This is a genomic window from Chimaeribacter coloradensis, assembly GCF_002858715.1.
GTDB classification, from domain to species: domain Bacteria; phylum Pseudomonadota; class Gammaproteobacteria; order Enterobacterales; family Enterobacteriaceae; genus Chimaeribacter; species Chimaeribacter coloradensis.
Genome location: NZ_PJZH01000005.1, coordinates 56,396 through 68,521 on the forward strand (window position 1 = coordinate 56,396; position 12,126 = coordinate 68,521).

At 59.7% G+C, this 12,126-nt stretch carries 10 protein-coding genes; 5 read left to right on the forward strand and 5 right to left on the reverse strand.

The window, feature by feature from the left end:
- Positions 1-53: 53 nt before the first annotated feature.
- A complete protein-coding gene (locus tag CYR32_RS07710) occupies positions 54-1,538 on the forward strand; it encodes a M16 family metallopeptidase (protein WP_101823808.1) in 1,485 nt (494 codons plus the stop codon).
- A 75-nt stretch (positions 1,539-1,613) separates the two neighbouring features.
- Here CYR32_RS07710 and kdgK read toward each other — a convergent pair whose 3' ends face one another.
- Positions 1,614-2,546 carry a 2-dehydro-3-deoxygluconokinase gene (gene kdgK / locus CYR32_RS07715; protein ID WP_101823809.1) on the reverse strand — a complete coding sequence of 311 codons (933 nt, stop codon included), beginning with the start codon at positions 2,544-2,546 and terminating at the stop codon, positions 1,614-1,616.
- Positions 2,547-2,867: 321 nt separating this feature from the next.
- Between kdgK and pdeH the strand changes: the two genes are divergently transcribed.
- The 3 genes from pdeH (at position 2,868) to CYR32_RS21380 (ending at position 6,214) form a co-directional block, all read left to right on the forward strand.
- On the forward strand, positions 2,868-3,659 hold the full coding sequence (gene pdeH / locus CYR32_RS07720) for a cyclic-guanylate-specific phosphodiesterase (RefSeq protein ID WP_165698199.1): 792 nt from the start codon (positions 2,868-2,870) through the stop codon (positions 3,657-3,659).
- Between the two features lie 159 nt (positions 3,660-3,818).
- Positions 3,819-5,894, forward strand: a complete 2,076-nt coding sequence (locus tag CYR32_RS07725; RefSeq protein ID WP_101823811.1) for an AsmA family protein — start codon at positions 3,819-3,821, stop codon at positions 5,892-5,894.
- 44 nt (positions 5,895-5,938) lie between these two features.
- Entirely contained in the window at positions 5,939-6,214 is a 276-nt protein-coding gene (locus CYR32_RS21380; protein ID WP_146000679.1) for a hypothetical protein, read from the forward strand.
- A 289-nt stretch (positions 6,215-6,503) separates the two neighbouring features.
- Here CYR32_RS21380 and CYR32_RS21980 read toward each other — a convergent pair whose 3' ends face one another.
- The 4 genes from CYR32_RS21980 to yhjD form a co-directional block, all read right to left on the reverse strand.
- Positions 6,504-6,632: a hypothetical protein gene (locus CYR32_RS21980; RefSeq protein WP_277621945.1), complete on the reverse strand. Its 129-nt coding sequence runs from the start codon at positions 6,630-6,632 to the stop codon at positions 6,504-6,506.
- Positions 6,633-7,053: 421 nt separating this feature from the next.
- Positions 7,054-7,833 (reverse strand): CDP-diacylglycerol diphosphatase, encoded by a 780-nt coding sequence (locus CYR32_RS07730; protein WP_101823812.1) that lies wholly within the window; start codon positions 7,831-7,833, stop codon positions 7,054-7,056.
- Between the two features lie 121 nt (positions 7,834-7,954).
- Entirely contained in the window at positions 7,955-9,277 is a 1,323-nt protein-coding gene (locus tag CYR32_RS07735; RefSeq protein ID WP_101823813.1) for an MFS transporter, read from the reverse strand.
- A 328-nt stretch (positions 9,278-9,605) separates the two neighbouring features.
- Positions 9,606-10,664, reverse strand: coding sequence for an inner membrane protein YhjD (gene yhjD / locus CYR32_RS07740; RefSeq protein WP_101823814.1), 1,059 nt, complete (start codon positions 10,662-10,664; stop codon positions 9,606-9,608).
- A 322-nt stretch (positions 10,665-10,986) separates the two neighbouring features.
- On the opposite strand from yhjD, the gene CYR32_RS07745 reads away from it, so the two are divergent.
- Positions 10,987-11,961: an alpha/beta fold hydrolase gene (locus CYR32_RS07745; RefSeq protein ID WP_241523788.1), complete on the forward strand. Its 975-nt coding sequence runs from the start codon at positions 10,987-10,989 to the stop codon at positions 11,959-11,961.
- The last annotated feature ends 165 nt before the right edge of the window (positions 11,962-12,126 follow it).

Below are 12,126 nucleotides of genomic sequence, written 5' to 3' on the forward strand. Positions count from 1 at the left end.
AATGAACGAATTCGAATAGAAAAATCGGAATGTTATTTTAAGTAGGGGTTCACATGCAGGGCACCAAAATTCGTCTTTTAGTTGGTGGGTTACTGCTGGTTGCCGCCAGCAGCAGCGTGCAGGCTGAAGCACTACAACCCGATCCTGCCTGGCAGCAGGGTAAACTGGACAATGGGTTCACCTGGCAGCTGCTGGCCACGCCGCAGCGTCCCACCGACCGTATTCAACTGCGCCTGATCGTGCGCGCCGGCTCGCTGGTCGAGACCGCCCAACAGACCGGCTTTGCCCACCTGTTGCCGCACCTGGCGCTGATCCGCAGCCAGAGCTTCAGCGCTCCCCAGCTTCAGTCGCTGTGGCAGCAGGCGATCGACAGCGACCGGCCTCTGCCGCCCGCCATTTCGTCCTATGATTACACCCTCTATAACCTGAGCCTGCCCACCAACCGCCCCGAGCTGCTGAAAGAGGCGCTGACCTGGCTGGCGGACACCAGCGGCGGGCTGGTGACGGACGCCCCCACCGTGCAGGCAGCGATGGACGCCTTCCAGGACCCGATCGGCACCCTGCCGCCGGATGCGCAAGACCCGTGGTGGCGCTACCGGATGAAAGGCTCCACGCTGCTGGCGCACGATCCCGGCCAGCGCCCTGACCGCCCGGTCAGCATTGATGAGCTGAACAAGTTCTATCACCAGTGGTACACGCCGGACGCGATGACGCTCTATGTAGTCGGCAACGTGGACAGCCGCAGCATGGGCGAGCAGATCAGCAAAACCTTTGGCAGCCTGAAAGGCAAACGGGAGACGCCGCCGGTGATGCCGACCCTCTCCCCGCTGCCGGCGCAGGCGGTGACGCTGATCGCCGACGGCCTGACGCAGGATCGCCTGTCGTTAATCTGGGATGCGCCGTGGCAGCCGATCCGCGACTCCCAGACGCTCAGCCGCTACTGGCGCAGCGACCTGGCGCGTGAGGCGCTGTTTATGCACCTGCAACAGCAACTGAACGGCAAAGCCAAGGCGATGAACCTCGGCTTTGACTGCCAGGTGCAGTACCAGCGCAGCCAGTGCGCCATCCGGATGGAGAGCCCGAACGCCGCACTGCTGCCGGACTTCACCGCGCTGGTCACTGAGCTGGCGAAAGTGCGCGACAACGGGCTGACGCAGCAGGAGTTTGATGCGCTGATGGCGCAGAAGAACGATCAGCTCAGCCAACTGTTCGCCACCTATGCCCGCACCAGCACCGATGTGCTGACCAACCAGCGCCTGCGTTCGCAGGAGAATGGGGTGGTGGACATCGCGCCGGAGCTGTACCAGAAGTTGCGCCAGGAATTCCTGGCATCGCTCAGCCTGCCGCTGCTGAACCAGGAGCTGAAACAGCAGCTCTCGGTGGACCCGGCACTGGTGCTGATGCAGCCGAAAGGGGAAGCGGAGATGAGCGTGCAGACGTTGCAGGAGGCCTACAACAGCGTGATGTTGCCGGCCCCGGCCGTAGTGCCCTCAGTGGATGACGCCAAAGCCGAGGCGGCGGCAGCGACCACGCCGTAACCCGCGGCTATTTCCGACGCTGCAAAAAAACGTGCCGGCTTCTGCCGGCACGTCTGTTTCTGCGGGATGCCGGGTTTAGCGCGGCATCGCCTCTAGCGGGATAATCGCGCCCCGGTGGCGGATCACCGTGCTGGCGGTGAGGTGGCCGCGCTCAGCCGCCGCCACCACATCACCGCCGGTCAGCCGCACCGCCAGGTAACCGGCACTGAAGGAGTCCCCGGCGGCGGTGGTGTCCACCACCTCCTCTTTCGCCAGCGTCACCGCGGCCACTTCATGCAGCGCCCCCTGCGGGTCGGAAACCAGGCAAGACTCCGCCCCGCGTTTAATCACCACCTCTGACACCCCCAGCGCGCGGGTGCGGGCGATCACCGCCTCAACCGGCTGCTCCCCCCACAGTGCGTCCTCATCGTCCAGCGTCAGGAACGCGATGTCCGTGCAGGCGAGCATCGCCTGATAAGCCTGCTGCGTGTCTTCCCGCTGCTGCCACAGGCGCGGGCGGTAGTTGTTGTCAAAGATCACCTTACCGCCGCGGGCGCGACAGTCACGCAGCAACGCCATCAGCCGTTCGCGCCGTTCCGGCGTCAGGATCGCCAGGCTGATGCCGCTCAGGTAGAGGTAGTCATACTGCACCAGCTGTTCACACAGCGCGTCTGCCTGCGGGCCGTCGAGCCAGAAGCGGGCGGCGGCGTCATTGCGCCAGTAGTAGAAGGTGCGCTCGCCGTGCGCGTCGGTCTCGATGAAATAGAGGCCGGGCAGTTTATTCTCCAGCCGCTGCACCAGATCGGTGTTGACCTTTTCACGCTGCCACGCCGCCAGCATCTCCCGGCTGAAGGTATCGGTGCCGAGGGCGGTCACATAGTGCACACCCAGCGCCGTTTCCGGCACCTGGCGGGCAATATAGACCGCGGTGTTCAGCGTGTCGCCGCCGAAACCGCGGCTGAGATCCGCGCCTTTTTGCGACAGTTCGATCATGCATTCGCCGATAACGGCAATTTTCTGGCTTGTCATGGTGGCTGGCCTGCTTAAGAGGGTGAATAGGGGTTTCCCGTAGTCTTAACCGAAGGGCGGGGCGAGTCAACAGCAATAAAACAACGTTTTAAAATTCCTGAGAGAGATCGCGCTTTTGCTGTGCCGAACGATATCAGCAGCTTAGCGCACCGGGCACGCCATGCCCGTGGCCCCGCGCCAAAGCGGCTTTCAGGGGTAAAGTTTTGAGCAATGAGGCCGATAATTAACAGGCGTAGAACACGACGCAGGGCAGGCAACAGGCGGTGACATCCCGCTGCCGCATCCGGCACGCGAGGCCGGCTCCCCCAAACCATCACGAACATGGCAACAGCAACGATGATAACCAAGATGATGTCTGGTCTGCTCACGCCATCATTCTCTGTGATTGATCGCGCGAAGGAACAGAGTTTCTGGCGGCAATGCCAGCGTACCTACAAATTTCAGCCTATTTACCTGACCAGCGGCCATATGCTGGGCCTGGAGCTGCTGACCGCGGTATCACACCCCTCTAACCCCGGGAAATTCCTGTCGCCGGAGCGCTATTTTGCCGCCATCAGCGTGACGCGGCGGCTGATGATTATCCAGGAGCAGCTTCAGTTGCTGGAGCAGTGGCGTCCGGAACTGGAACCGCGCGGGCTGCTGGCCTCCATCAACGTGGATGGGCAATCCCTGGAGGCGCTCCAGCAGCAACCGGCCCTTTGCGCCCGCATCGCGGCGCTGCCGTTTGCACGCTTCGAGCTGGTTGAGCAGGCAGAAATGGCGCTGACCCGGCCGCTGGGGCAGATTGCCCAGGCTGACCGTTTATGGCTGGATGACTTCGGCAACGGTCTCGCCAATTTCTGCTCGTTCACCGCCTGGAAGTATGAGTACATCAAAGTAGCGCGGGAGCTGTTTATCCTGTTGCGCCAGAGCGATGAAGGCTCGCGGCTGTTCTTTACGCTGGTGACGCTGCTCAAGCGTTACAGCAAAGGGGTGATTATCGAAGGAGTGGAGACCGCCGAAGAGTGGGCGATGGTCTGCGACTCTGATGCCCATGCCGCCCAGGGGTATTACATGTCCCGGCCGCAGGTGTTTGACCGTGAAGCCGGTCTGCCGCTGTTTTTCCCCGGCTGACATACCGGGTTACACTCCCGCTTTCCGTTGTAAACCCTGTTATTTGCAGGCATAACGGCCTGTTTCCCGCTTTCTCCGCCGGGTGCGCCCGGGCAGGATCAGACAATTTAAGCTATTGTTAAGCTGACGAAACTGTTAATTCTCTGTCAGGAATAGCTCATGTCGCGAACAGGAAAAATAATAAGCTGGGTCGTGGGAGTGCTGGTGGTGGTGCTGATCGCCCTGGTGGTGTTCATCATGACCTTTGACTGGAACCGCCTGAAACCCACCATTAACGAAAAAGTCTCCACGGAGCTGAACCGGCCGTTTGCCATCCGCGGCAACCTCGGCGTGGACTGGTCACGCCAGAAAGAGGAGCGCGGCTGGCGCTCATGGGTGCCGTGGCCGCACATCCATGCCGAAGATATTGTGCTCGGCAACCCTGACGGCATCCCGGAAACCAAAGACCTCGGCAATAATATGGTCACGCTGCAGCGCGCTGATGCCACCCTCGCCCCGCTGGCGCTGCTGGGCAAAACCGTGAGCATCCCGCACATCCGCCTGACGAAGCCTGACGCCGCCCTGCAACGGCTGGCAAACGGCAAAAATAACTGGACGTTCAACCTCGCCAGCAGCCAGAACCCCGACCCAAACCCGCAGCCTTCCGCCTGGTCGGTGAACATCGGCGAGATTGCCTTTGATCGCGGGCAGATCGACTACAAAGACGCCATCGCGAAAGCGGACGTGCGCGTGGTGGTCGACCCGCTGGGCAAACCGCTGCCCTATGCCGAAATCTCCGGGCAGAAAAAGGATGAGGGCGCGAAACAGAAAGCAGACACCTCCCCGCCGGACTTCATGTTTGGCTGGAAAGTCACCGGCCGTTACAACGGGCAGCCGCTCTCCGGCAGCGGGAAAATCGGCGGGTTGCTGGCGTTGCAGGACACCCGTACCCCGTTCCCGGTGCAGGCCGATGTGCGTTCCGGCAATACGCGCGTTGCGGTGGCCGGGACACTGACCGACCCGACCAACCTCGGTGCGCTGGACCTGCGCCTGAAACTCTCCGGGGAAACCCTCTCCGATCTGTATGGCCTCACCGGCGTGCTGTTGCCGCAATCCCCGCCGTATGAAACCGATGGCCGCCTCTCTGCGACGCTGAAAGAGAAGGGCGGTGCCGTCTACCGCTACCGGGATTTCAACGGGGAGATTGGCGACAGCGACATCCACGGTTCACTGGTTTACCACGCCAGCGAACCACGGCCGAAACTCACCGGCGATGTGGTCTCGAAGCAGCTGCGCTTTGCTGACCTCGCGCCGCTGATCGGCGCAGACTCCAATAAAGAGAAAGCGAAACGCGGCGAAACCACCCGCCAGCCATCCGACAAGGTGCTGCCGGTTGAGAAATTCGATACCAAAAGCTGGGACGTGATGGACGCTGACGTGAAGTTCGCGGCCAAACGCATCGAGCATGGCAAATCCCTGCCGCTGAGCGACCTGAGCACTCACCTGAAACTCACCAACGGCGTGCTGCTGCTTGACCCGCTGCGCTTCGGCGTGGCCGGCGGTAACCTGAACTCCACCGTCCGGCTGGAGGGGAATAAAAACCCGATGCCGGGGCGGGTGGACATGCACGCGCGCGGCCTGCAACTTAAAGCGCTGTTCCCGAATGTGGAAGCGATGCGGAGCAGCCTGGGCCAGCTGAACGGCGATGCCTCCTTTACCGGCACCGGTAACTCCGTCTCCGCGCTGCTCGGCACCAGTGACGGCCAGTTGCAGCTGTTAATTAACGACGGCGTGATCAGCCGCAACCTGATGGAGATTGCCGGGCTGAACGTGGGTAACTACGTGGTCGGCAAACTGTTTGGGGACGATGAAGTAGCGATCAACTGCGCCGCTGCAGACATTAACGTCCGCGACGGCGTGGCGTCACCGCGGCTGTTCGTGTTCGATACCGAGAACGCGATCATTAACGTCAGCGGCACCACCAACTTCGCCAACGAGCGGCTGGATCTCTCCATCAACCCGGACAGCAAAGGGCTGCGTATCATCACCCTGCGCTCACCGCTCTACGTGCGCGGCACCTTCAAAAACCCGGACGCCGGGGTAAAAGCGGGGCCGCTGCTCGCCCGTGGCGCTGCCGCTGTGGCGCTGGGTGCGGTGGTCGGCCCTGCCGCCTCGCTGCTGGCGCTGATCTCCCCCAGCGAAGGGGAAGAGAACCAGTGCGGCCCGCTGTTGCAGAAAATGAAAGCCAGTAAGTAAACCGCACCGGCAATAAAAAAACCGCTCCCGTAAAGGAGCGGTTTTTGTTTTTAGCGTTACCTGGGCTGGAACAGATTCAGCTGAAGCTGAATGTTGGAGATATTAATCTGCCAACCTTCCTCCGCAGCCGTCTGCATTACCAGCGCAACGAACAGCGTAATAAACAACTTACGCGTATTTCTCATTGCCGAATCCCTGACAGGCGATCCGCTATTTCTGCAAACCCACCGGGAAATTTCCAGAAAGACAAGCAGCGTGATACTGCTTGCACTTCACGGGGTAAATTTCCCGTTACCCAACGCCCGGTGACCCGCTGCTAAACGGGCGGAACGGCCCCGGCAAGAGTCTACAAGTTTTAGTGTCCATAAAGAGCCTTTCGTATTTAATCTATTATTAATCAATTTTTTAATCTCAATTAACCGTCAAATAAAAATGGGCATTCTGCCACTTTTTTCGACAAAGAGAGTGACGAAGAGGAAACAGGGGGATATTATTGTTTTGCGTGATACTGCTTGTGCATGTTTTTAAGCACCCTGTCTGCGTAGCCTGCTAACTGCGTAGCCAGATAAAAAAACCGCTCCCGTAAAGGAGCGGTTTTTGTTTTTAGCGTTACCTGGGCTGGAACAGGTTCAGCTGAAGCTGAATGTTGGAGATGTTAATCTGCCAACCTTCCTCTGCAGCCGTCTGCATTACCAGCGCAACGAACAGCGTAATAAACAGCTTACGCGTATTTCTCATTGCCGAATCCCTGACAGGCGATCCGCTATTTCTGCAAACCCACCGGGAAGTTTCCAGAAAGGCAGGCAGTATGCTGCTGCCTGCCATTCACGGGGGAAGAGTACCCGTTACCCAATGCCCGGTGACCCGCTGCTAAACAGGCGGAACGGCCCCGGCAAGAGTCTACAGGGTAGCGCGCTGATAAAGAGCCTTTCATATTTAATCTATTATAAATCATTACTTTAAAATTAATTAAACATGAAATAAAAACGAGAATACCGGCATTTTTTTCTATAAAGAGCGTGACGAAAATGCAGCAGGGGGATATTATCGGTTTGTGTGCTGCTGCCTGCTTTTTTAAGTGAGATACACCCTGTCTGCGTAGCCTGCTAACTGCGTAGCCAGACAAAAGAACCGCTGAAAAGCGGTTTTTTTGTGCCTGTTATCTGCTGGCTTGCGCATGCTGATTCCTCAGCAGTTGGCATTGGTGATCCTGTATCTCTTCAGCGGACGCAAGGTTCAGCGTCAGGAGATCACGCTCAATCGCCAGCAGCAGGAAATCCCCGCTTTTCGCCCTGACCATCGCCAGCCCGTAGTGCCCCATCGCCTCTTTGGCCCCCGGCACCCCCTCCGCCAGCAGGCGGAATGCACTGCGTTGCGCCAGCTCCTCCTGTGTGACGCGCCGCGCCAGCCAGGGCTGGCCGTCAAGCGTCAGCGGCTGCCAGCGTGGCGTGATGCGGCCATCGGCCGCCTGAAGCTGTTGACGCACGTCCGGCCGCAGGCAGGAGAGGTGAATATGCAGCTGGTTCTGCGTCCGTCCCCATTCTGAGTTAATCGCCAAAGAAATCATGCTGTCATCAATCGGGTGGCCATAGCGGCGGGCCATCACGCCGCGTGCCTGCCACGCCTGCAAAAAAAAGTTGGGCGTTTTCGCCTCCAGCAGCGCCGGGCTTTCGATGCCGGTGATCTTTGCGCCCGGCAGCAGCAGGTATTGCAGCGGGCCGTTCTGGTCTTTCAGCACCACATACCCGGCTGCGGGGTTTGCCAGCGCGCAGGGGGCGGGCTGCCCGGTGCGCTGCAGGTTGGGCAGGCATTGCTCGCTGACAATCTTCCATAAGGCGTCCGGGTGGGCCGGGCGCAGCCAGAGATATGCCCCGGCGGCCAGCAGGCACAAGGCAACCAGCGCACCAATCCAGACAACATAACTATGGGGTCGGGGCATAAGCAGAATTCCGGTAAGGGGCTGAAAAGAGAGCATACGTCGGGCGTGTGACGAAAGAAAGGCGGGGCGCGGGCAGAAAAAAGCCGGTGCAGGGCACCGGCCGGAAGACGGGGATGAAATGTTACAGCGCCTGGTGGCGGGTCTCTTTCATCAGCAGCAGCGCGATCAGCGTCAGGGTCGCCATCGCCGCCAGGTAGAAGCCGACGTAGGCGAGGCCGTAGTGGGTCGCCAGCCAGGTGGCGATGTACGGGGCCACCGAGGCACCGAGGATCGACGCCACGTTATAGGAGAACGACGCCCCGGTGTAGCGCACTTCGGTCGGGAACAGCTCCGGCAGCAGCGCGCCCATCGGGCCGAAGGTCAGCCCCATGATGCTCAGGCCGAGCAGCAGGAAGCCCATCACCAGCACCTGGTTACCGGAGCCCAGCAGGCTTGGGAACACAAAGGCGAAGGCGATCATCAGCAGGGTAATCGCGATCATGGTTTTGCGGCGGCCGAAGGCATCCGCCAGCAGCCCGGCCACCGGCACCATCACGCCGAAACCGATCACCGCCACCATCAGCATCCACAGGAAGCTGTTGCGCGAGTAGCCCAGCCCCAGCGGCTGCGCGGTGGTGCCGTAGGTCATGGAGTAGACCGTCATCAGGTAGAACAGGGTGTAGGTCGCCAGCATGATAAAGGTGCCGAGAATGGTCGCCTTCATATGTTTGCTCAGCAGCGTGCCGAGCGGGATCTTCACCTGTTTGCCCGCTTTCGCCACCTTGGCAAACACCGGGGTCTCATGCAGGGAGACGCGCACATAGAGGCCGATCAGCACCAGCGCAGAGGAGAGGATAAACGGCACACGCCAGCCCCACGACATAAACTGCTCATCGGTCAGCAGCCAGGAGAGCAGCAGGAAAGTGCCGTTGGCAAAGAAGAAGCCGATCGGCGCGCCGAGCTGCGGGAAGGAGCCGTAGAGCGCCCGCTTTTTCGCCGGGGCATTTTCAGTGGCCAGCAGCGCCGCGCCGCCCCACTCGCCGCCGAGGCCCAGGCCCTGGCCGAAGCGTGCCAGCGCCAGCAGCAGCGGGGCGAACACGCCGATAGTGGCGTAGCTTGGCAGCAGGCCGATCAGGACGGTTGAGATCCCCATCGTCAGCAGCGACGCCACCAGCGTGACTTTGCGGCCGACGCGGTCGCCAAAGTGGCCGAACAGCGCTGAGCCAATCGGGCGTGCCACAAAGGCGATGGCGAAGGTCGCCAGGGATTGCAGCGTCGCCGCGGTCGGGTCACCCTGTGGGAAGAAGATGTGCGGGAACACAATCACGGCCGCCGTGGCGTAGATGTAGAAATCAAAAAACTCGATGGCGGTACCAATAAGGGAAGCAACGATCACTTTGCCGCGTGAGTTGGTCGGTGTGGCCTGTTGCTCAGAATCAATGGGCGGTGCGATGGTGGCTTGCATAAATGTATCTTATTTGTGATTTATGTAAAAAATCATCTTAAGCACAGCAAAGCGCCATTTCAACGCTGTAAAAACCGCCGGAAAGCGGCCTGGCGGCCAAAAGAGAATATTCTTTCTGAGATAACCGGTTTAGCGCTTCATAAGTTTGCGGTATGAATAAATCACAGCCGAAGACACCAGAAAACCGCTGAAGAAAATTTTCAGGGTAGTGAGATATGCTGGTTCCGGCTGAGGGGGTTGCCTTTTTTCAGCATCAATGGGAGGTTTTAGCTTCTTACATCAGCATATCATGCCAGGCATCAGGCGCTGCCTGGCATGATAGGGAGGTTTATGGCGCTTTGGTCTGCGGCGGCGTGCCGATCGGCTGGTCGCCTTTGTATTTGGCGGTGGCGATCCAGGCGGCGCAGAACAGGGTCAGGCGGGCGAAATAGTAGAAGAACGCCATCAACCCAATCACCGACCCAAAGGCCGCGCCGGAGGCTGATTTCGCCAGGCTCGGCAGCGTCAGGGTCATGATCATCTTAATCACCTCAAAGCCGATGGCGGCAATCAGCGTCCCACGGAACAGCGCCTTTTTGCGCGGCTTGTGGCGCGGCAACATCCAGAAAATCCACAGGAACAGCAGATAGTTGGCGATGATCGAAATGCTCAGCGCGATGATGGTCATCGCCGGGCGCAGCCATTCCACGTGTGACAGCCCCAGCGCCCCGACAATCGCCTCCTGCGCCGACCCGGCCACCGACGTCAGCGACAGCGTCAGGATCAGCGCCACCACCAGCCCAATCAGCGAGATAAAATCGCGCAGGTAACGCAGGTAGATCTTCTCTTTATCCTGCGCGTTACGCTCCCAGACGTCGCGCGACTGGGCGAGGATCGCCTCACGCAGGTTGCCCATCCAGCTGATGCCGGAGTAGAGCGCCAGCAGTAACCCGGTCAGGCCCACGGCGGTGCGCTGCTGGATGGCGGTGTTTACGGTGTTTTTCAGCGTGGCGGCCAGTGACGGGTCACTGATGCTGTTGACGATTTTGCCAATCAGCTCGGTAAGCAGATCGGGGTGGGAGGCCAGCACAAACCCCACGGCGGCAAATGACACCATCAGAATCGGAATCAGTGACAGGAACGAGAAGTAGGTGATCGCCGCGCCGAACTGGCTGCCCAGCCGGTCATTGAAGCGTTCTACCGCCCGCAGCACATGGGCGACCGGTGCCCAGGCCTGAAAGCGGGCCACCAGCCGGGAGAAGCGGCTGATCTGGTGGTCGATATCGGCGTTGCCGGTTTTCACATTAATCAGCGGGGCCTCTTTGGGCTGATTATTGATGGCGTGCTCAGTGATAGTCGGGTGGTCGCTGCTCTGCGCCACGCGATGCAATTCGGAATCTTTCGGCATTACGTACAGTGTCCTTTGTGAAAACGTCAGGGCTTGGGCTAATTATAGCCGAGGCCGCCGCGCTTTCTGGTTTTACCCTGAAGAGTCAGCCGGATAGCGTAATGAAACGGTAAAAAACGGGCGTATTGAGTAAAGAATAGTCAGTTTTGCCCCCCGGCGGCGGCGGGCAGATAGGATGTGCTACGGTGTTATAGCTTATCCAACGCCATAAGACCTTTGTGGCCGGGCTCTTCCGGCCAACCGTTTGATTATCAATATTTTACGAGTCAACAACAGGAACCTGCTGATGAAACTGCTCCCGACCCTGGTGCCGGCACTGGCTATGCTGCCGTTTGCCGCGCTGGCTGCCCCGGCCACCTATGACGCCGAACTCTCCGGCTTTGCTTACCCCCACCCGGTTGAACATTTCACCTTTACTTCACAGGGTCAGCCGTTGCAGATGGCCTATATGGACGTCAAACCGGCGAAGCCAAACGGCCAGACCGTGATGCTGATGCACGGTAAAAACTTCTGTGGGGCAACCTGGGAGCAGACCATCACCACCCTGAGCGATGCCGGTTACCGCGTGGTGGTGCCGGACCAGATCGGCTTCTGCAAATCGTCCAAGCCGCAGCATTACCAGTTCAGCTTCCAGCAACTCGCCGCCAATACCCACGCGCTGCTGGAGAAACTTAACGTACAGAAGCTGACGGTCATGGGCCATTCGATGGGCGGGATGCTCTCCACCCGATACGCCCTGATGTACCCGCAGCAGGTTGAACAGCTGGTGCTGGTCAACCCGATTGGGCTGGAGGACTGGAAAGCGCTCGGCGTGCCTTACCCGGGCATCGACGCTGCCTATCAGGGCGAGCTGAAAACCGATGCGGACTCCATCCGCGCTTACCAGCGCAGCACCTACTACGCGAACCACTGGAAGCCGGAGTACGATCGCTGGGTCAACATGCAGGCGGGCATGTATGCCGGGCCGGACAAGCAGAAAGTGGCGTGGGATCAGGCACTCACCACCGATATGGTGTTCACCCAGCCGGTGGTGTACGAGTTCCCGCACCTGAAAATGCCGACGCTGCTGCTGATTGGCGGCAAAGACAACACGGCGATCGGCAAAGCGCTGGCCCCGGCAGAGCTCAAACCGAAACTGGGGCGCTACGAAGAGCTGGGCAAACGCACCGCCGCGGCCATTCCGCAGTCGACGCTGGTGGAGTTCCCGGAGCTGGGCCACTCGCCGCAGATCCAGGACCCCGCCGCGTTCCACCAGGCATTAATGAAGTGGCTCAGCACCCCGCATAACGGCGCATAAACCGCCTGGTTTTCTGCCCTTTAACCCTGAAAGCCGTTGCGTTCGCGCTGCGGCTTTTTTACGCAAATTGCGCAACGCTTCAACGCCTCCCTCATAATCCCACACAATGTTTGTTGACAAATTTTAAAGTTTAAAATCCTTTTTAGCCGGGCTAACAACGATGTT